24 protein-coding genes are annotated in these 20538 nt (G+C 37.2%); 9 read left to right on the top strand and 15 right to left on the bottom strand.

Features of this window, described 5'->3' with window-relative positions:
• Positions 1–146: 146 nt before the first annotated feature.
• Entirely contained in the window at positions 147–389 is a 243-nt protein-coding gene (locus tag AAHB15_RS02150; protein ID WP_342041677.1) for a hypothetical protein, read from the bottom strand.
• A 73-nt stretch (positions 390–462) separates the two neighbouring features.
• Complete coding sequence (locus AAHB15_RS02145) at positions 463–1674, bottom strand: EAL-associated domain-containing protein (protein ID WP_335575409.1); 1212 nt, start codon at positions 1672–1674, stop codon at positions 463–465.
• A 139-nt stretch (positions 1675–1813) separates the two neighbouring features.
• Between AAHB15_RS02145 and AAHB15_RS02140 the strand changes: the two genes are divergently transcribed.
• The 5 genes from AAHB15_RS02140 (at position 1814) to AAHB15_RS02120 (ending at position 6008) form a co-directional block, all read left to right on the top strand.
• A complete protein-coding gene (locus AAHB15_RS02140; protein ID WP_335575410.1) occupies positions 1814–2665 on the top strand; it encodes a C39 family peptidase in 852 nt (283 codons plus the stop codon).
• Positions 2666–2792: 127 nt separating this feature from the next.
• Positions 2793–3671 (top strand): metallophosphoesterase, encoded by an 879-nt coding sequence (locus tag AAHB15_RS02135; RefSeq protein WP_342041676.1) that lies wholly within the window; start codon positions 2793–2795, stop codon positions 3669–3671.
• 124 nt (positions 3672–3795) lie between these two features.
• Positions 3796–4275 (top strand): YkyB family protein, encoded by a 480-nt coding sequence (locus AAHB15_RS02130; protein ID WP_342041675.1) that lies wholly within the window; start codon positions 3796–3798, stop codon positions 4273–4275.
• A 225-nt stretch (positions 4276–4500) separates the two neighbouring features.
• Entirely contained in the window at positions 4501–4701 is a 201-nt protein-coding gene (locus AAHB15_RS02125; RefSeq protein ID WP_098526944.1) for a hypothetical protein, read from the top strand.
• Positions 4702–4853: 152 nt separating this feature from the next.
• Positions 4854–6008: an aminotransferase A gene (locus AAHB15_RS02120; protein ID WP_335575412.1), complete on the top strand. Its 1155-nt coding sequence runs from the start codon at positions 4854–4856 to the stop codon at positions 6006–6008.
• A gap of 46 nt (positions 6009–6054) precedes the next feature.
• Here the strand turns inward: AAHB15_RS02120 and AAHB15_RS02115 are convergent, their stop codons facing one another.
• The 9 genes from AAHB15_RS02115 to AAHB15_RS02075 all read right to left on the bottom strand — a co-directional run bounded on the left by AAHB15_RS02115 (position 6055) and on the right by AAHB15_RS02075 (position 11991).
• Positions 6055–6234 carry a hypothetical protein gene (locus AAHB15_RS02115; protein WP_342041890.1) on the bottom strand — a complete coding sequence of 60 codons (180 nt, stop codon included), beginning with the start codon at positions 6232–6234 and terminating at the stop codon, positions 6055–6057.
• A 75-nt stretch (positions 6235–6309) separates the two neighbouring features.
• Positions 6310–7188: an NAD(P)-dependent oxidoreductase gene (locus AAHB15_RS02110; RefSeq protein ID WP_342041674.1), complete on the bottom strand. Its 879-nt coding sequence runs from the start codon at positions 7186–7188 to the stop codon at positions 6310–6312.
• 168 nt (positions 7189–7356) lie between these two features.
• On the bottom strand, positions 7357–7830 hold the full coding sequence (locus tag AAHB15_RS02105; protein ID WP_335575415.1) for a hypothetical protein: 474 nt from the start codon (positions 7828–7830) through the stop codon (positions 7357–7359).
• A gap of 97 nt (positions 7831–7927) precedes the next feature.
• The gene (locus tag AAHB15_RS02100; RefSeq protein WP_420491226.1) at positions 7928–8065 is read right to left on the bottom strand and encodes a hypothetical protein; all 138 of its coding nucleotides are present in this window, start codon (positions 8063–8065) and stop codon (positions 7928–7930) included.
• Between the two features lie 121 nt (positions 8066–8186).
• Complete coding sequence (locus tag AAHB15_RS02095; protein ID WP_335575416.1) at positions 8187–8822, bottom strand: FMN-dependent NADH-azoreductase; 636 nt, start codon at positions 8820–8822, stop codon at positions 8187–8189.
• Positions 8823–9063: 241 nt separating this feature from the next.
• Entirely contained in the window at positions 9064–10776 is a 1713-nt protein-coding gene (gene ptsP / locus AAHB15_RS02090) for a phosphoenolpyruvate--protein phosphotransferase (RefSeq protein WP_335575417.1), read from the bottom strand.
• Positions 10776–11042, bottom strand: coding sequence for a phosphocarrier protein HPr (locus AAHB15_RS02085; protein WP_098526938.1), 267 nt, complete (start codon positions 11040–11042; stop codon positions 10776–10778). The genes ptsP and AAHB15_RS02085 overlap by 1 nt, the downstream gene beginning before the upstream one ends.
• Positions 11043–11569: 527 nt before the next feature.
• Entirely contained in the window at positions 11570–11797 is a 228-nt protein-coding gene (locus tag AAHB15_RS02080) for a hypothetical protein (protein WP_420491227.1), read from the bottom strand.
• Positions 11797–11991, bottom strand: coding sequence for a hypothetical protein (locus tag AAHB15_RS02075; RefSeq protein WP_335575418.1), 195 nt, complete (start codon positions 11989–11991; stop codon positions 11797–11799). Before AAHB15_RS02075 ends, AAHB15_RS02080 begins: the two co-directional genes overlap by 1 nt.
• 228 nt (positions 11992–12219) lie before the next feature.
• On the opposite strand from AAHB15_RS02075, the gene AAHB15_RS02070 reads away from it, so the two are divergent.
• A complete protein-coding gene (locus tag AAHB15_RS02070; protein WP_098526935.1) occupies positions 12220–12408 on the top strand; it encodes a YkvS family protein in 189 nt (62 codons plus the stop codon).
• Positions 12409–12495: 87 nt separating this feature from the next.
• On the opposite strand, the gene AAHB15_RS02065 is transcribed toward AAHB15_RS02070, so the two are convergent.
• The gene (locus AAHB15_RS02065) at positions 12496–12615 is read right to left on the bottom strand and encodes a DUF6254 family protein (protein ID WP_335575430.1); all 120 of its coding nucleotides are present in this window, start codon (positions 12613–12615) and stop codon (positions 12496–12498) included.
• Positions 12616–12760: 145 nt separating this feature from the next.
• Between AAHB15_RS02065 and AAHB15_RS02060 the strand changes: the two genes are divergently transcribed.
• Positions 12761–13372, top strand: a complete 612-nt coding sequence (locus AAHB15_RS02060) for a CPBP family intramembrane glutamic endopeptidase (protein ID WP_335575419.1) — start codon at positions 12761–12763, stop codon at positions 13370–13372.
• Between the two features lie 25 nt (positions 13373–13397).
• On the opposite strand, the gene AAHB15_RS02055 is transcribed toward AAHB15_RS02060, so the two are convergent.
• Positions 13398–14447: a YkvI family membrane protein gene (locus tag AAHB15_RS02055; RefSeq protein ID WP_342041673.1), complete on the bottom strand. Its 1050-nt coding sequence runs from the start codon at positions 14445–14447 to the stop codon at positions 13398–13400.
• 194 nt (positions 14448–14641) lie between these two features.
• On the opposite strand from AAHB15_RS02055, the gene AAHB15_RS02050 reads away from it, so the two are divergent.
• Positions 14642–16798: an ATP-dependent Clp protease ATP-binding subunit gene (locus AAHB15_RS02050; protein ID WP_335575421.1), complete on the top strand. Its 2157-nt coding sequence runs from the start codon at positions 14642–14644 to the stop codon at positions 16796–16798.
• A 38-nt stretch (positions 16799–16836) separates the two neighbouring features.
• On the opposite strand, the gene AAHB15_RS02045 is transcribed toward AAHB15_RS02050, so the two are convergent.
• Both AAHB15_RS02045 and AAHB15_RS02040 read right to left on the bottom strand, forming a co-directional pair.
• Positions 16837–18531 carry a M3 family oligoendopeptidase gene (locus tag AAHB15_RS02045; protein WP_342041672.1) on the bottom strand — a complete coding sequence of 565 codons (1695 nt, stop codon included), beginning with the start codon at positions 18529–18531 and terminating at the stop codon, positions 16837–16839.
• A 90-nt stretch (positions 18532–18621) separates the two neighbouring features.
• Complete coding sequence (locus AAHB15_RS02040) at positions 18622–19062, bottom strand: MarR family winged helix-turn-helix transcriptional regulator (protein WP_335575423.1); 441 nt, start codon at positions 19060–19062, stop codon at positions 18622–18624.
• A 228-nt stretch (positions 19063–19290) separates the two neighbouring features.
• Between AAHB15_RS02040 and AAHB15_RS02035 the strand changes: the two genes are divergently transcribed.
• Positions 19291–20526, top strand: coding sequence for an MFS transporter (locus tag AAHB15_RS02035; protein WP_342041671.1), 1236 nt, complete (start codon positions 19291–19293; stop codon positions 20524–20526).
• Positions 20527–20538: the final 12 nt, after the last annotated feature.

Raw genomic sequence — 20538 nt, 5'->3', positions numbered from 1 at the left:
CGATTGATTTCAAAATTTGACAGCCAAATTTTTATGCCAATATTAACAGAATAAAATAATAGAGTCCATTTGTCCAAGTAAAAATGAAGAAATCATGATTTTTTTAACAAAACATGAAAAAATAGGTCTCATTTACAGGAGACCTATCAATAAAATGTGATGGCATAAAAAAGAATGATAAACAATAGTAAAGCAAAAAAGATTCCATAGGCTATGAATATTGGATTTCTTGTATAAATATTTTTTTGAACTGGTTTAGAGATTTGTTGATCATGACCTAAGTTACCAGAGGCTGACTTATGCTGTCTCGCAACTGAGAATGAATAAAGGAGGGAAAATGCAAGCACTCCAATAATCACGATGGCTAAGATATCGACAAAAAGATTCATAAACAAGACTCCTTCTAATGAGTGTTACTTATAAAATCCCACTCCAGGAATCAATCTATACCTTCTCGGGAGCTTACAATAATTGGTCATGTTCAAATAAATATCGATAGGAAATATCAATAAATAGATAATCGTGTTCGTTCATTGGGAAAGAAAAGGTACGAATCGTTTCGCCTGTTTCAATATCACCATACAAATCGGATAATCTTCCTTTTTGTTCATGCCGCATCTTGATAATATTTTCCAAAAAATACGGTCTCCAGCTCCAATTTTTATTTAAGTATACGGATTGTGTCGTCCAGCCATTTTCCCCTTTAAAAATATTAGCAGATTTTTGAAATCCATCCTCATCACATACATACATCCGAAAAGCTATATCATCCATTTCCTTAATTAACGCTTGAAATAACGCTTCATAACTCGCCTTTTTATTTTTGTTCACAATATCCTGAACCATTGTTTGAAAATACTCGGCCGTGGTATAGACAGCTTCTAATTTCCGCTTCTCATAAGCAATGAAATCATGAAATTTCTCCTTTAAGCGATACTTGAGGAGATCCCGATTAATAAATTCCTCAGTGGGAGAATGTAAGTAAAAACCTTGATAATAATGTCCGCCATTTTTCCATGCAAACTGAAGCTGATAACTCATTTCAATATTCTCAAAAAGAAGAGTGGCCCCTATTTTCCTTGCCAAGAGTGATAGGGAGAACAAGACGTCAGTAAAATTCACACCAATAGCTGTTGATTTTAAAGCTTGAAGATTTATTTTTAAAATATCAGGCTCAAGTTGTCCAATCCGCTCAAAGTAGTGACTTTCGTCGCCAATACTTGCCATCGCAATCTTTAACCCATATGTTCGATAATATTGGAGGAGATGATCGAATTGATCTAAATCCCCTTGATAATTTCGATCAGAAATTTCCAAAATTATCCTTTTTAAACTCAATCCCTTTTTTTCAAACTCTAAAAGTTCTTGTAAAAATGGTTCCCCATGTCCATACATTAATAACTCTGCATTTCGGTTTAAAAAGATTAGGACATCATCGTCAAGATTCAACGCCTTTTCGAGTGCCTTTTTAACGACTATTAGGTCCACTTCGTATTTATATTCATCCGGAATTTGATCATCATGAAAAAAAGCTCCCAGACTAATGACATTTCCATTTGATTGATATCGCCCCAATACTTCGTATGCTATAACGCTCTGCTCATCCGCATTAAATATCGGTTGAAAATAAGGAAAGACATTTTCAAGATCCGATAATATTTCCAATGCATCCATCCGATTTCCTCCATATAATTTTTCTCATTATACGATACGCTTCATTTCCGCTTCTCGTTCTTTTCCAAAAGGATACCATTATAGCATCGATGATACAATCATAACCTATATTCATGGCTTCCATAAAGGAGGTAGTTTTGTGAAAAGCCTATGTTTATTAGCATCTTTACTGACAATGTTTGGCTGCAGTCACTCGAATACCATTTCAAACCAGCAAGTTTCAGAGAAGGCAAAAATCACAGGTTCTTCCAACATAACTAGAAATAGTAACCAGGAAATATTACGTAATAAGATAGACAGTAAATCTTACTCCATTAAGGATATTAAGGAGCAGGTAGCGAATGTTGAAGGTCAGCAAAAAGTTAATCATTCCGTTAGTACCACTCCAAGAAAGCAGTCTACATTGCTAAATGTCATGTTAATTAAACAAAATCCAGAATTAAGATATGGCTGTGAAGTGACCAGTTTGGCGATGGTTTTAAATTATGCTGGAGTTAAAACAGATAAAATGGATTTGTACCGAAGAATTCAAAAGGATCCGGACCCCCTTATTAAGTCGGCAAGTGGAAATATTTTACGCTGGGGGAACCCTGCTGACGGATTTGTCGGTGACATGACAGGAAGACGGGCAGGATATGCCGTATTTGATAGACCTATGGTTGCTTTAATCAATCAAAAACTTCCAGGGAGAGCTGTAAATTTAACAAATCTGCCATTTGACCGTGTATTAGCGCATGTTTCTTCAGGGTATCCAGTGGTGGTTTGGACGACCGGAGATTACCGCCTTCCAGATCGCTGGGAAAGCTGGTATCATGGAAAGCAATTCATCAAAACACCGCTTGATTTGCACGCAGTGGTCCTAGTAGGATATGATTCAAATTATGTATTTCTGAATGACCCTTTGTCGGGACGAAAACAAGTACGGGTTAATAAAGAACAATTTATTAGATCATGGAAAGCATTGCAATCACGTGCGGTTAGTTATAAGTAGAAAGCAGTCTTTTTTGACTGCTTTTTTAGCATTTTTTCTCCTTTTTTGAATAAACACTTACAAATAACCTTTTTATTGTACAGAGATAACTATTGAGGCTAGTATAAAAGGCAGGATGGTTGAAATTATGGTTAGAAAGCAAACGAGAAGGACGTTTTTAAAAAAGGTAATGGGTTCTTTCCTGACGGTTCTCGGATTAAGTTCAGGGGGTTATTACTATGCCAATCGTATTGAGCCGTCCCTGTTAGAATTAAATGAATTGGAGATCAAACATCCCTTAATTCCAAAAGGTCTTGAAGGATTAAGGATTATTCAATTTAGTGATACTCATCTTGGCTTTCAATACGATTTATCGCAATTTAAAAAATTAGTGACCAAAATCAATCAATTAAAACCAGACATTATTTTATTTACTGGGGATTTAATGGACGAACCAAACAAATATACCAAATTAAATGATTTGATTCCCATTTTAACCAAATTACATGCACCACTAGGGAAGTATTGTATTTTTGGCAACCATGATCACGGCGGCTATGGGTCAGAAATATACCGTAATATCATGGAATCTACCAACTTTAAAGTACTTTTGAACCAGTCTGTTAAAATTGAATTAAAAGATAGGAGCAGCTTTTTTCTGGTAGGAATCGATGATGCTATGCTGGGTAACCCTGACTTGCCACTGGCCTTAAAAAATGTTCCAAACAATCACTTCAATTTATTGTTATCCCATGCTCCAGACCTTGCGGAAACTGCTGCACAATATCCAATTCATTGGCAGCTTAGTGGACACAGTCATGGTGGACAAGTTAAACTGCCGATACTAGGGGCACTAATTATGCCTCCTTTTGCACAAAGGTATCCAGAGGGCCTCTATAAGATTGAAGGTAAATATCCCTTAAACCTATATGTTAATAGAGGAATAGGAACAACCCGATTACCATTTCGGTTTATGGCTAAACCTGAGCTTACGATATTTATACTTAGATCGTCTTCGTTTACTTAAGAATCTGCCTATTCCATTTTCTTTAAAAGTAAATCCGGACGCAAAGCTGGAAAATATCTTCAACTTATTTCTATTTTCCTGAAAAAAAGATATAATATATATGTAAAAGAAGAAAGGAGCCCATATGTTGAATCACGATCAGAGTTATCCTCGAACCAAATTAAATCTAACTATAGAAAACCTCTCCCAAGCTGTCTTTATCGTGAATCGCCATGCAAAAACAGCCGTTAACCCCAAATTTTTATACAAATTAAAACAGGAATCATTAAAAAAATTGATTGTTGAAGGAAAAGCTAGAAAGGTTGGCCTCCATTTTTCTGATCATCCACGAAATAGCCAGCAGCAATCCGATGTACTAGTGGAATGTGGAAAATATACATTTCATATTCCTCCCACAAAATCAGATTTCCAGGAACTTCCCCATCTCGGAAAACTAGATGGTAGTGTTAGAAATCCCAAGGCCCATATCTCCCTTAGCGCAGCTAAAGCCCTATTACAATCCTATACAGGAATTGCTGAACTGGAGAATAAGCCTTCTTACCCACGAAATAAACAACGAACCTACCAAAAACCTATTTTCAAAAAGTTAGGCGAACGCTACTAATCATCTGAAATCAAAGCCAGGAAGGTTCCGTTCCTGGCTTTTTTGACTTCTGGACTATTACAGGCGCTTCTGCTCTCTTAGTGTAAGCGATTTCTTATTTTTGCTACATCTTCTTGAGAATTTTGTGAACAACTCTTGCAACACATAGACTTCAAAGTGATTCAGAACTATAATAATGTCGGGAAAAGAATTAAGCAGGATAAACTAATAAAGAGGTGCTTTACAATGAAGGGAACGGCTATCCTTTTTCAGGAACGGAATATTACGTTTATTGAAGATGTTGAACATTCCTTTTTCGAAAACATCAAAGAACAGTGTGATTGTAAGAATTGCAACTGCCAAATAAATAACAAAGCAGTAGATTTTGGTTCAGTGTCGCCTGTTTTTTGGCACGAGGATGAAATTGACTGGGCATACGGATACTGATTCAAAAATATATCTAATATACCAGAAACGGTATTGAAATACAATTCATGCCGTTTTTTTGTTGAGGGCATATACAATAACTCAATTGTAGAACTTCCTCCTTAAATAGTCTATAATCATGATAATAATTGTTTGGCGGAAGGAAGTACATAATGGAACACTTAATCAATCAAAGAGTTAAGAACATTGAAATCTCCGGAATTAGAAAATTCTTTAATCTCGTCGCAGATTTGGATGACCTAATTTCCTTTACAATCGGGCAGCCCGATTTTCCTACTCCTAACCATGTAAAAGCAGCGGGAATTCAAGCCATTGAAGAGGATTTTACCTCTTATACACATAACGCTGGGACACTGGAATTAAGAAAAGCGGCAACTCAATTTGTACAAAAAAAATATGATTTACATTATCAACCTGAATCAGAGGTCATAGTCACGATGGGAGCTAGTGAAGCCATCGATATTGCTTTCCGCACGATTCTTTCAGAAGGATCGGAGGTTTTATTACCCGGCCCTATTTATCCGGGCTATGAACCGATTATACGGATGATGGGATCCGTCCCTGTGCATGTCGATATACGGAACAATCAGTTCCGGTTTACATTAGAAATGATGAAACCTTATATTACGGACAAAACACGCTGTATTGTCCTGCCTTATCCATCTAATCCTACAGGCGTGAGTTTATCTAGCAATGAATTAAAAGAAATAGCAGAGTTTATAAAAGATAAGGACATCTTTATACTGGCAGATGAAATATATAGTGAACTTACCTTTGAGCATAAACATACTTCAATAGCCAGCTTCATAAAGGATAAAACGATTGTCATTAACGGATTATCAAAATCACACTCGATGACAGGCTGGAGAATTGGTTTTTTATTCGCACCTGAATACCTCACCAAACATATTTTAAAGGTTCACCAGTATAATGTGTCATGTGCCAATTCCATCGCCCAAAAAGCAGCGTATGAGGCCTTGACGGCTGGCATTAATGATGCCGAGGTCATGAAAGAGGAATATAGCAAGAGAAGAGAGTATGTTTATATGCGCTTAACAGGCATGGGACTTGATGTAGTAAAGCCTGATGGTGCTTTTTATTTCTTTGTAAAAATACCGGACGCAATTTCATTAAATAGCTTTGACTTTGCCCTGAAGCTTGTTCATGAGACCAAGGTTGCAGTCGTTCCAGGCAGTGCATTCTCGGAATTTGGCGAAGGTTACTTCCGATTATCCTTCGCCTGCTCGATGGCAAATTTAGAACTAGGCCTCAACAAAATGGAATCTTTCTTTAGACAGTGGGTATAAAGAAAACCCTCACAGGACTAACTGTGAGGGTTTATTTTGTGTATTATTAGCCTTTATACCTACCGTTATTCTTAGGAGCTTTTTCTTTTCTCGCTTTATCTTTGTGAATTTTATTGGTATCAGCAGAACCCATTTCATGGGCAAATTCTTCATTTAATACCGCAGAGTCAAAGCCCTTTTTATTTTTTTGCTGCGGGTCATTCTTTTTTGTCCGTTTTGCCATCATAATCCCTCCTATCAAGAATTAGTTTCTTAAAGTCGGGGTTCATTTATTCAACCAAATTTTGGCCAATTGGGGATATTAGGACTTCCAATATTTATAAAGAGCATGGGTACCGCTGTTTTCTTCTCCCATTTCCGCTAATTGTTCATACAATGACTTAGCTAGCGACAAGCCAGGCACTGGAAGATCCATCCTCTCAGCCTCCGCTAAAGCAATTTTCATATCTTTAATGAAATGTTTTATGTAAAATCCAGGTTCAAAATTCCCTGCTAACATTCTTGGAGCAAGGTTGCTAAGAGACCAGCTTCCCGCAGCTCCAGTGGATATGCTTTTTAAGACCTTCTCAGGATTTAAACCTGCCTTCTCTGCATAAATGATGGCTTCACAAACGCCTATCATATTTGATGCGATTGCAATTTGGTTAGACATTTTTGTATGCTGACCAGCCCCGGCCTTTCCCTGGTAAACTATATTATTTCCAATAAGCTCAAATAAAGGTTTGACCGCTTCAAAAGCCTCTTCTTCGCCACCGACCATGATCGACAGCGTTGCCTCCCTTGCACCCACATCTCCTCCAGAAACAGGGGCGTCAATGGCCTGAATCCCTTTCGTTTTAGCTGCTTCATAAATAGTGCCAGCTAGAGAAGGTGATGAAGTTGTCATGTCGATATAAAAACTACCTTCCTTACCGTTTGGAATTAACCCGTTCTCCCCTAAATAAATTTCCTCTACATCTGTCGGGTAACCAACTATGGTAAAAATCACATTGGCCTTTTCCGCCACTTCTATAGGGGTTTCTGCCCACACGGCACCTTTTTCTAATAATTCATTAGCTTTTTCCTTAGTTCTAGAATACACGACTAAAGGATATCCAGCTTTTAATAGATGTCCTGCCATACTTTTCCCCATTACACCTGTTCCAATAAAACCTATTACTGTATTTTCTGGTACTAACAATATAACTCATCCTCCCTTACTAATTCTCTCCATTTTAACATTTTTCAGTAGGTCCAAACATTTTTATGCATAAATAAGACCGGAACGTTGAACGTCCGGCCTTAGTGCTCCATCTCCAAATTTATGCACATACTAAGATTGTCCTATATGAATAATTATTAAACATGTTTATAACTCAGAAGAGAAATTTGTTAAATAAGCACGACCTAATACTTCTTTATCATTAAATACTTCAATCGAAACAGCCTGATCTCTCTCTATCATATTTCGAAGTTCCTGTATATGGAGGTCCTCTTTTAACGGAAGCGGGTCCATAAATATATATTTCTCAGGATTCCCTTTTGATTCTATATAATCACCGTTTCGGACTTGCTCCTCACCATAAATAATCTCCCTTTTACCAATAGCTCGAGCAAGTTTATCATCGTGGATGGTTACCTTTACCTTATATAATTGGTGGCCATCTAATATTTCATTGTTGATTCTGAAACGGAATTGCAGCTCATTATTTTTTGTCAATAACGCATCGGCATAGCGGTTAACAATTAATTCATTTGAATAAAGTAAAGTGCATCCACTTAAGTATCCAATACAAACGATTCCTATGATTAAGGTACCTATTATTCGGAATTTCTTGTTCATCCATAACACTCCCTTTTATTCTTACCTTGGCCATAATACATTGGTAATAAACGTTAAGAAAGGTTAATTTATGAAAAATAGAGCGATTAAATTTCTTTTACCATACCGCCATTATTATACGGCCGAAAGTCATAACATTCGCCCCTTCCCAAACAAGCCGCTCCGCAATGGCAAATTCTAACTCTTGGCTGGAAGCAGTAACAAGCGCCGTTTTCCCAGTTAATCGTAAATCCATAATCAATCGTCCTCCTTTTTAGTCTCATCTATTTTTTATTATACAAGATAATTAAGAGGGAACTCTTGGAAAAGCAATTAAAAAAATGAGACAGTTTTTCTGTCTCATTTCAAAAATTAGATTAAAATGTATGGGCTAAATCCTTGGCTCTCGCAATCGCATTCTCTTTTATTTCCTGAGCCTTTTCCGGCATGGCGTTGTGCCCCTCGACAAATACCCCTTCTAGACTTGGAACACCAAAGAAACCCATCATAACGCCAATGTAGCGATGACCCATTTCCAGTTGTGCTGCTGGCCCTTCTGAATAGAAACCGCCACGTGCCTGGATGTGTAATGCCTTTTTATCCGGTAATAGTCCCACAGGTCCCTTTTCAGTATATTTAAATGTTTTTCCTGCAACCGCAACAGAATCGAGGTAAGCTTTCATAATAGGTGGAAAAGAGAAATTCCAAAGTGGGGTAACAAATACATATTTGTCGGCTGATACAAACTGATCACTAAGTTCATTCAACCTTCCAACCTTTGCTTTTTCATCAGCAGAAAGAGTCTCAAATCCTTGTCCAGAACGAAGCTTACCCCAGCCGCTGAAGACATCAGCATCGATATGCGGAATATTTTCTTTATAAAGATCTATATGGACAATTTCATCATTCTGGTTGACCTGTCTATATTCGTCGATAAATGCTTTCCCTACTGCCATACTATAGGACTGTGTTTCGTCATGCGGGTGTGCTGTAATATACAAAACTTTAGCCATTTTCATTCACCTTTCATGTTGATTTTCATGTCATTTTAGTATGAATCAAAATAGCAAATAATAATCAAAAAAAGGAATTTGCCAATTTCGGCAAATTCATTGTTAATCTTTACTTTATTCGTTTGTATCAAGAGAGTAAGGAATTCGAACAATATTATCCACAGCGAAAAAAATTTTATAATTTCCGAAACGAGTACAAAAAAGACCAACTAAACACTAGTTGGTCTTTTCATAAATTTATTTATTTTATCGCATTATTAACGGCTTCAATTACTTGATCCGTTGTTTGCATGTTTAATACTTCTTGTGCCAGTCTTTCCATATCAGATTTTTTCAAGTTCCGAATGAGAGAACGAGCCTTCAGGATAGAAGTTGCACTCATCGAAAATTCATCAAGGCCTAAACCAAGAAGGACTGGAATAGCAGTTTCATCACCAGCCATTTCACCGCACATGCCTGTCCATTTTCCTTCAGCGTGCGCTGCATCAATAACCATTTTAACTAATCTTAGGATTGATGGGCTGTATGGCTGATATAGGTAGGATACACGCTGATTCATACGGTCAGCTGCCATAGTGTACTGAATTAAATCATTTGTTCCAATACTGAAGAAATCTACTTCTTTAGCGAATTGGTCCGCTAGAATGGCAGTAGAAGGAATTTCTACCATGATTCCAAGTTCAATTTTTTCAGCTACAGTTTGACCTTCTGAAATAAGCTTTGCTTTTTCTTCTTCAAGGATAGCTTTCGCTGAACGGAACTCATCTAACGTTGCAATCATAGGGAACATAATCTTTAAGTTACCGTAACTGCTAGCACGTAATAGTGCGCGAAGCTGTGTACGGAAAAGATCTTGTTCTTCCAAGCATAAACGAATTGCCCGGAAACCTAAGAATGGGTTCATCTCTTTTGGCAGGTCTAAATAAGGTAATTCTTTATCCCCACCGATATCCAATGTACGAACTACTACTGGCTTACCAGCCATTCCTTCTAGTACAGCTTTATAGGACTCGAACTGTTCTTCTTCAGTTGGAAGCTGGTCACGACCCATATAAAGGAATTCTGTTCGATACAAGCCAACACCTTCGCCGCCATTTTCAATAACACCTTTTAAATCGTTAGGTGTACCAATATTAGCAGCCAATTCAGCATGGTGTCCATCTGCAGAGATTGTTGGTTCATTCACAAGCTTTGCCCATTCAGCTTTTTGAGCTTCATATTCTTCATGGATTTTACGATATTGCTCTACTAATTCTGGGGTTGGATTAATATGTACTTCCCCTTTTAGACCATCAACAATAACAAGGTCACCATTGTTAATTTCCTCTGTTGCAGTTTTTGTACCTACTACAGCTGGAATTTCCATGGAACGAGCCATTATAGCTGAATGTGATGTACGTCCGCCAATATTCGTCGTAAATCCTTTAACAAAATTACGGTTTAATTGGGCTGTGTCAGAAGGAGTTAAATCCTCTGCAACAATAATAACTTCTTCAGCAATCATACTTGGGTTAACAAGCTGAACGCCTAACAAATGGGCTAATACACGCTTTGTAACATCACGAATATCTGCTGCCCGTTCTTTCATATATTCATTATCCATTTGTTCGAACATCATTACGAACATATCGGCAGTTTCTTTCAAAGCAAACTCTGCATTTACTTTGTCTGATTGGATCTTATCTTCAATTGGTGCATTTAACTCTGGATCGCCAAGAACAAGAAGGTGTGCTTCAAAAATCGCTGCTTTATCTGCGCCAAGGTCTACTTGTGCTTTGTCACGAATTGCTTCCAGTTCAGATTTTGATACTTCCATTGCCTTTCGGAATCGTTCAACCTCAAGCTTAACATCTTCAACTGAATTTTTTTCAAACGATAAATCCGGTTCAACAAGACGGTATGCCTTCGCGATTGCAATACCGTTTGATGCAGCAATACCCTTTAAAAAAGTCATTATTCTGCCAATCCTTCTTTTTTCATTGTATCTTCTAATGCTTGTAATGCATCATTTGCATCATTGCCTTCAGCAGAAATTTTGATATCTGCACCTTGGCCTACACCTAAAGACATAACACCCATAATAGATTTTAGATTAACGGTTTTACCTTTATATTCTAAATTAATTTCTGAATCAAATCTGCTAGCTGTTTGTACTAATAAAGTCGCTGGTCGCGCGTGGATACCTGTTTCTGCAACTACTTTAAATTGTTTTTCTGCCATGCTAATCAAACTCCTTTAAATAAATAGTAAGAATAAAACTTGCCTAATTAAAAATAAACATTTCTAATCGTTTAGTCAACTAGGAAACTAAACGACCAGTAAATATAATTAGTTCATTTTCGCTTATTTTTCCAAATATAAAAACAATCATACAGTATTTTTACTTTGGCTAAGCAGTTATTTTATACATGATAGAATAACATTTTCGACATTATCAGACAACTACTAATGTTTAGGATTTTGAAATGTTCACAAAACTGTCAAAAACAGTTGAATTCTGTCAAAAACTTCCGTCAAATTTCAAAAAATATACTATGAAAAGAAAAAGCTGTCTTAGCACGGACAGCTGTGATTATCGCCTAACTATTATCACCATCTACAGGAAATTCTGCCTCTTTTAATGCCTCTTCAAGTGCTAAGGAATGGCTGTAGTTATCCTGTTCTGTCCAGTTAAACCTCATTTCCATATAATCGATAACCTGTTTTTTCCACTTATTTACTGAATCAATATCAAATAAAAAACAGGATCAATGTTGAAAATTCACCCTTATTTGATCCTCTGCCACAATCCCGTCAATTTTATTATTTTTATATTCAAGCTGAATTATTTTAGTATAGTTACAAGCTAGTGTCCCCTTTTCAAATGCCGCTCTTAGTACCTCTATTGTTAAGTGGGCGTCATCCGTGCGATATTCAACATAATAACCTCCGCCTTTTAAGCCAGACTTTTTAATAAGCGGTTCCTTAGAAATCATTAACTTCTTGGTTCTTTAAGATATTGATAAAGGACATCTCCGCCCCGCTGGCCAATTCCACGGAAATGTTTAAAATCCTTTCTCTTCACTATTACCCTTCTAAAATCCATAAAATCTTCATTGTTCACAAAATACTCAGAAATTTCCCCTGTCATAAGTTTATCTAATATTTCTGTAACCAATTCTTCTTTCATTAAAACGCACCACCTTTTCATCTATATTTTAATGGAAATAAGTCCTAATCTCCACTTAGATTTTGTAAGCGTTTGCTATTCTTTTTCTGAAATCCCCTTCATATACTATAATATTCCAAAAGAATTAACATAATTGTCAAATAAAAGCCTTTACGAATTGTAAAAGATAGTGCAAACTGTTATATAAACACTTTATTAATAGTTTTTGAGGGTAAAGGAGAGAGACTAATGAGAAAAGCAGAAGTAGGAAATATCATTGAATTTCGCGGTGGCCTCCAAGGGATAGTTGAAAAGGTAAATGAAAACTCTGTTATAGTCGACCTAACAATTATGGATAATTACCGTGATCTTGAATTGGATCAGCGGACAGTTGTAAATCATAAAAACTATAAAGTGGTAAAAGAAAGCGCTTATTAAGTAATAGATTGGTAGAAACGGCAGTGATTTACTGCCATTTCTATTTTTAATTAGAGATATCTCGCCAAACGGCGAGATTTTTTATGTTTATCTTCCTTTGTCAGTTTCTTTAGAAATCTGCTTTAAAGACTTGACCTTACCATGAGGATTCTGATCTTGTTTACGAACTGTCCATTCTCGTTCTTGCTGACTTTGAGATTTACTCAACCTGCTCACTCCTTTCCACCTTATTTTTTTCATTTAAGTAAGTTCTTATCACCAGAAATGGATAAAATGTTTAAAGAAATCATTTCCTTTTGAAAAACATATTTGTTAGAATAAATTTTATTGATTAAAAAAGGAGCTACTTAGGATGAGAAAATGCTTCCTAGATCTACGACTTATTCTTGGTTTCATCATTGCACACGCACTTATATATTTTTCATTCCATGATAAAACAATATTTTGGTATATTTTTTCCGGATCAATCCTTATTCTCATTGCTTATGCCATGTTCCAAGGAGAAGTGGATGACGAAGCTTCATTTGCCAAATATATATTTTATGGAGCTTTATCAGGTTTCTTGTTATATTTTATTTTTTGGTTTGGATTTAAGGGCATCCAACTATTGGGCCTTCCTTTTGAAAAATCCATTATCAAATTGTACCGCTGGTATGCCCCCCACGCTTTTTGGCATTATATTGCCCTGATATTGGTTGCAGTACCAGGGGAAGAACTTTTCTGGCGCGGATTTATTCAAAAAAGCCTTTTAAAATATTTCAAACCAATTTGGAGCATCCTATTCGGTGCCGTTCTTTACGCATCTGTTCATATTTATTCAGGTTCTTTCTTGTTAGTTTTTGCTGCCTTTGTCTCAGGGTTTGCTTGGGGAGGACTATATTATTGGAAAAGAAGCATGCCACTTGTTATTGTTTCACATCTCATTTTTGATATTATGATTTTTATGATTGTGCCGTTTACGTAAGAACAGCTGTCAGTTGACAGCTGTTCTATTTTTTTAAATCAGAATTAAGAGGTTTCATCCACAACAATATAAAAAAGGTCATACAGATATACCCAAACAAGGGATATAAATAGGATAATAGCGTACCATAGTTCACAAGACTTACGAGATAGGACACGAAAAAGATAGCTGTTACCGAAATAATGGTAGGCATTGACAAATATTGCTTCATTTGACGGTCAAGCCCGAAAACATTACCAATCACTGATGTGAAAATTTCACCATATATGACAAGAACAAAAATCCAATACAGGAACGGTGCAAGGTTTTTCATAACAATCGCCATTGGAATATTGTACTGTTCTAAATTAGGAAGCATGATTAAGGTGAAATGACTCGCAGTTAATATTAATGTTAAAGCAGCACCTCCGAGAATCCCACCCCATTTAATCGTCCAATCATCTTTTACCTCTGTCGCAATCGGTACTAAAACCGCCTGGGCTAAACCAAGATTCAATGCAACATAAGAAAAAGGCGCTACTACACTTTTCCAGCCATCCTCTGCATGGGGTATAAATAATAATTGATCCATAAAATTCGGCATTTGTACCGAGAAAATCATAAGGATTACACTAAAACTAATCATTAATGGAACTACAAATGTATTCACAACAAAAAGCCCTTTTGTCCCCACTAACATCACAAGAATTGAAAGAATGATGGTCAGAAAAACACCGATGTTCTTCGATAGACCGAGTTGTTCTTCAAACACTGCCCCAGCTCCAGAAAGCATCACAGCGCTAACGCCAAGAAGCATAAATAGCATAAATATATTGATAATTCGGCTTGGCCATTTACCGAATAAATAAACATTAAATTCTTGGTACGATTTTGCATCTATATAGGCGGCCATCCTCATAAGTTTTGAACCCAATATGATAAAGAGATAACCGCTCATTATTATACTGATTAGACCGAAGAAACCAAATCGTGAGAAAAATTCAACAATTTCTTTTCCTGTTGCAAATCCGGCCCCTACTACAGTTCCCACATAAACTGCAGCAATTTGAAAAGCTTGAGTCCAACTCTTCTTCACCTCATCTCCCCCTTATCATCAATATATGTGAGAAGGGACAAACAAAGACGAGCTTTTTTTCCTAATGGAAATGATTTCTTTAAACAAACTACTTGAAAGTCAAAAAAGGTCAGAGTATACTATGGTCATAAGGTCAAAGATAGTCAAAGTCAAATTAATGATTAATTTTATAGATAGTAGGAGGTAATTTGCTTATGCTTTGTCAACAATGCCAACAAAATCAGGCCAATGTACAATTAAGTTTGAATATTAATGGACAACGTAAGGAAATGAAACTCTGCCACGAATGCTACGCAAAAGAAAAGCAATCTCTAGGTGCAGGATTGGGTTCAAACATGAATTCATTTCCTAACTTGCCATTTGATAACTTTTTTATCGCAAAAGGATTCCCACAAGCTGAAGAGACAATGGATCATTCAATAACTGCTGGGAAAAGGCACAATGCCCATAACGGTTTTATTGATCAGTTTGGACGAAACCTTAGCACAATGGCAAAGGCAGGTTTAATTGACCCTGTCATTGGTCGTAATGAAGAAATTAAACGTGTAATTGAAATTTTAAATAGAAGAAATAAGAATAATCCAGTCTTAATTGGTGAGCCTGGTGTCGGAAAAACGGCAATTGCTGAAGGTCTAGCGTTGAAAATTGCCAGCGGAAATGTTCCTGGCAAATTACGCAATAAAGAGGTTTACTTATTAGATGTTGCTTCACTTGTCGCAAATACCGGTATCCGTGGTCAATTTGAAGAAAGAATGAAACAGTTAATTTCAGAATTACAGGAACGAAAAAATATTATTCTCTTTATTGATGAGATTCACTTACTTGTTGGCGCCGGATCGGCTGAAGGTTCAATGGATGCAGGGAATATTTTAAAACCAGCCCTTGCCAGAGGCGAGTTACAGGTTGTCGGTGCTACAACTTTAAAAGAGTACCGACAAATTGAAAAGGACTCTGCCCTAGAACGCCGGTTCCAGCCAGTTCATGTTCTTGAGCCGACTCCAGAAGCAGCAATTGAAATTTTAAAAGGTATACAAAAGAAATATGAAGACTATCACGAGGTCACTTATTCTGAAGAAGCTCTTCACGCTTGTGTACAGTTATCACAACGCTATATACAAGACCGCTTCTTACCTGATAAGGCCATTGATCTGCTTGACGAAGCTGGTTCTAAATTAAATCTAACTTCGGATTACAAAAACACTGAACAAGTGGAAAAACGATTAAAAGAGATTGCTCTTGAAAAAGAAGAAGCACTTAAAAATGAACATTATGAAAAGGCAGCCCTACTCCGAGACGAGGAAACAAAACTAGAAAAAGCAGTAAATGCCGACTCAACTGGAACTAGACCTGTTGTTACAGTTTCTGATATTCAAAAAATCATTGAAGAAAAAACAAAAATTCCAGTCGGTAAACTGCAGCAAGACGAACAGCTGAAGATGCGTGAATTAGAAGCTAACCTAAATAAAAAGGTAATCGGTCAAGATAGAGCCGTGAAAAAAGTAGCTAAGGCAATCAGACGCAGCCGTGCCGGCTTAAAATCAAAACATCGTCCGATTGGTTCCTTCCTATTCGTAGGTCCTACTGGGGTAGGTAAAACCGAGCTGACAAAAACGCTGGCCGAAGAATTATTTGGCAGCAAGGATTCGATGATCCGGCTCGATATGAGCGAGTATATGGAAAAACACAGTGTCTCTAAATTAATTGGTTCTCCTCCAGGCTATGTCGGCCACGATGAGGCAGGACAATTAACGGAGAAAGTCCGCAGGAATCCATATAGCATCATTTTATTAGATGAAATTGAAAAAGCTCATCCAGATGTTCAGCATATATTCCTGCAAATTCTTGAAGACGGCCGTCTAACCGACAGTCAAGGTAGAGTGGTAAGCTTTAAAGACACCGTTATTATTATGACAAGTAACGCGGGCGTAGGTCATAAAACTATCCACGTAGGTTTTGGAGCCAGCGATGCAATTGAAGAGGCAAGCATCCTGGACTCTCTTGGCAGCTTCTTTAAGCCGGAATTCCTAAACCGTTTCGACAGCATTATCGAGTTTAACTCCCTTGATAAAGATCATATCTTGTCAATTGTCGATTTAATGGTCCACGAATTACAGGAAACATTAAAGGAACAAAACATTGAATTCAGCATTAAAAAAGAGGCTAAAGAGAAATTAGCTGAACTCGGATATCATCCAGCGTTTGGTGCACGTCCGCTCCGCAGGGTCATCCAAGAACAGCTCGAAGATAAAATTGCTGACTTTATCTTAGAAGATCCAGATGCTAAAAAATTAGTAACTGTTCTAGATAATGGTGAACTAAGGGTTGTTTCTGAAGCTGTTTCAGTTAACTGATACTAAAAAGCGAAGCCACTCCCGGCTTCGCTTTTTATTTATAATTTTTGATCCTCTACTGAAGTTAACCATTCTTCGATGACGCCAACAACGGACTCAACACATCCATCTTCAAATGGCGAGATTAGGTTGGCTGCCTCAACAAGTTTTGTGAAAGATAGACTGCCGCCAAGATTACAAAGCTTTACATAATCTGCCCATGCCTCTTCCCTGTTTTCTATTGAACGCTTCCAGAATTGGAAGGCACAAATTTGTGCAAGCGTATAGTCAATATAATAGAATGGTGAATTATAAATATGACCTTGTCGCTGCCAAAAGCCGCCGTTTTCAAGGTAGACATTTCCATCATAATCTTTATGTGGTAAATATTTTCCCTCAATTTTCCGCCATTGACGTTTCCGTTCCGCAGGTGTTGCAGCAGGATTTTCATAGACCCAGTGTTGGAACTCATCTACAGAAACCCCATAAGGAAGGAATAACAAGGCCCCGCTTAGGTGAGTAAACTTATATTTGTCGGTATCTTCATTAAAGAATAATTCCATCCATGGCCATGTAAAAAATTCCATACTCATCGAATGAATTTCAGCTGATTCATAGGTTGGCCAGTAGTATTCTGGTATCTCAAAATGACGGCTTGAATATACCTGGAATGCGTGGCCTGCTTCATGTGTTAGGACATCAATGTCACCGGATGTACCGTTAAAATTTGAAAATATAAACGGAGCCTTATAATTCTCAATAAATGTACAATAGCCTCCGCCGGCTTTTCCTTTCTTGGCAACAAGATCCATTAAATTATTTTCCTGCATATAGCTAAAGAAAACACCTGTTTCTTTAGAAAGGTCTTCATACATTTTTTGTCCATTTTCAATAATCCATTTCGGATCACCTTTTGGAACAGCATTTCCTGATTGAAAATTAAAACCCTCGTCATAATATTTTAATTGGTCGACACCTATTCTTGCTTGTTGCCGTTCCTTTAATTTAGTAGCTATCGGTACAATAAAATCTTTCACCTGATGACGGAAGTTTGCCACCATTTCTGCATCATAATCGGTTCTCATCATTCGATAATAAGCAAGTTCTACAAAGTTTTTAAACCCTAATCTTTGGGCAATCTCTGTTCTTACTTTGACCAAATCATCATAAATTCGGTCTAGCTGCCCTTCATGTTCCGCAAAAAATCCAAATTTCGCTTCACTTGCTTTTTTTCGCATGTCACGATCCTTAGATTCAGTGAATGGGTCTAGTTGGGCAAGTGTTCTTTCCTCACCTTCAAAATGAATCTTTGCTGAGGCGAGCAATTTTGTATATTCAGTGGACAAACGGTTTTCCTTTTGTAGTAATGAAACAATTTCAGGTTTAAACGTTTTTAATTGTCCTTCAGCTAGGGCAAAAAGTTGGGTTCCCCACTTTTTTTCTAACTCCGGGCGAAACTTCGAGTCAACCAATGCTTGGTAATACTTTGTCACTAATCCCTCCACTTCAGGCTGTATTTCGTCCATATAATCCTGTTCTTCCTTATAAAATTCATCATTGGTATCAATAGAGTGGCGGATATAACAAAGATTAAACATTGTGCCTAAATCATTTCTCAATTGATTAATTTCTTCCATAAACCGGCTTTGTGCCCCGACTGTATCTGCATGTTTAAAGCCTTCCAATACCTTATCAAACTTGGCCGTAACTTCGTCTAAATTTGGTCTTACATATGTATAATTTTCAAAACTCATATCAAAAACCCCTTTCCAGTGATTCAAGTCTATCTATTCGACACTATTAATAATATTCCTCCAATAAAAAAAATACGACCATTGGCCGTATTAAAATTTCCCTGCAGGTATTCCTAACTTTTTCAGTAGGTCTATAGCAGTTGTTTTCTCAGATTCAGACAGTGTAGACATAAGTGCATCAATTTGTTTTGCATGTTCAGGAAAAATCTCTTCAATAAATGCTTTTCCCTGCTCTGTGATTTGAGCATATGTTACCCGGCGGTCATTCGGACAGGCAATTCTTCTTAGAAGTCCTTTTTGTTCGAGTTTGTCGACTACATAGGTTATACTGCCGCTAGCAAGAAGTATTTTTCCGCCAATTTGCTGCATTGGCTGATCACCTTTATGATAAAGAAGCTCTAACACGGCAAATTCGGTTGGATTCAATCCGTTTGCCTGAATAGCTTTATTTACATGTTCATTAATCGCTTTATATGCTCTAGAGAGGACTATAAATAATTTTAATGACTTTTCAACTGATTCGTTTTCCATAAGAAACTCATCCTTTTAAGTTTTGATCAGATTGGGTAAGAGTTCATCCAATAAATTATCTTGATTTCAAAATTAATTATAAAAAATTTTTTAGCCTATGTCAAACTCTCCCCTGTATCATCTTTTCTAATATTATTATTTTTAATTTCGAAAATAGAAATAATTGTTTTTTATTTTAGTAAATAAGTAGTAAGATAGGGAAAACAATACAAATAAAGAAGGGATAATATGAGTCAACCATCTGCCTTTTCTGCAAAGGCATCAAAAGCCTCGGAATCAACCATGTTTAAAATTCTGTTTATTATCGGCCTCTGCCACCTATTGAATGATGCCATTCAAGCAGTTGTACCTGCAATGTTCCCCATTTTAGAAAAGTCAATGGGATTAAGTTTTACCCAGTTAGGTATTATAGCCTTTTCTTTAAATATGGTTTCGTCAGTTATGCAGCCAGTCGTCGGTTTTTATACAGACAAAAAGCCCATGCCCTTTGCTCTGCCAATCGGTCTGACTTTTACTTTATTCGGTATCCTTGGATTAGGATTTGCGGGCAATTTTGCACTAATTGTCCTGTCCGTCATTTTCATAGGACTTGGCTCAGCCGTGTTCCATCCTGAAGGTTCCCGGGTCGCTTATATGGCTGCAGGAAGCAGACGAGGGCTCGCACAATCTATTTATCAAGTTGGGGGTAATACTGGTCAGGCATTGGCACCGGTGATTACAGCACTAGTATTGGTTCCCCTCGGGCAAATTGGCGCATCTTGGTTTACCATAGTGGCCGCCATTGCGGTGATCTTACTCATTTATATCGCAAATTGGTATCAACAAAGATTGCTAGATACTCCGAGAGTAAAGAAAAAGGATTTAAATAAAGAAAAAAGCCAGGGCTTGTCGAGAGAAGTTAAAAACACATTGGCATTAATTTTGTTGTTAATCTTTGCTAGAACTTGGTATACTTCCGGAATTACAAACTTCTATACCTTCTATGCTATTAAAGAATACGCTTTATCCATTAAGGAATCTCAAGTGTTTTTATTTGCTTTCTTAGTAGCAGGTGCGATTGGGACTTTTTTTGGCGGCCCGCTATCAGATCGATTTGGAAAGAAAAACATCATTTCCTTTTCGATGTTGGCGACTGTTCCTTTTTCAATTTTGATTCCGCATGTACCGCCAACATTAGCCTTTTCCTTCCTTATTCTTACAGGATTTATCCTAATGACAAGTTTTTCGGTTACGGTTGTGTATGCCCAGGAGTTAGTTCCAGGCAAGATTGGTACGATGTCCGGTTTAACTGTGGGTCTTGCATTTGGGATGGGAGCCATAGGCTCCGTCGGACTTGGATCGATTGCCGATTGGATTGGCTTGCCGTCCATGATAACTTGGTTGGGCGCCCTTCCATTATTGGGGTTAATCGCCTTCCTGCTTCCGAGTGATCAAAAGGTTTGGGAATGGAATCAACGGAGATGATGTGATGGGGTT

Origin of the sequence: Bacillus sp. OTU2372 (assembly GCF_038440275.1) — a bacterium.
GTDB classification, from domain to species: Bacteria; Bacillota; Bacilli; order Bacillales; family Cytobacillaceae; genus Neobacillus; species Neobacillus bataviensis_B.
The sequence above is the reverse complement of the archived record's forward strand: the minus strand, read 5'-3'. Positions and strand labels throughout refer to the sequence as shown.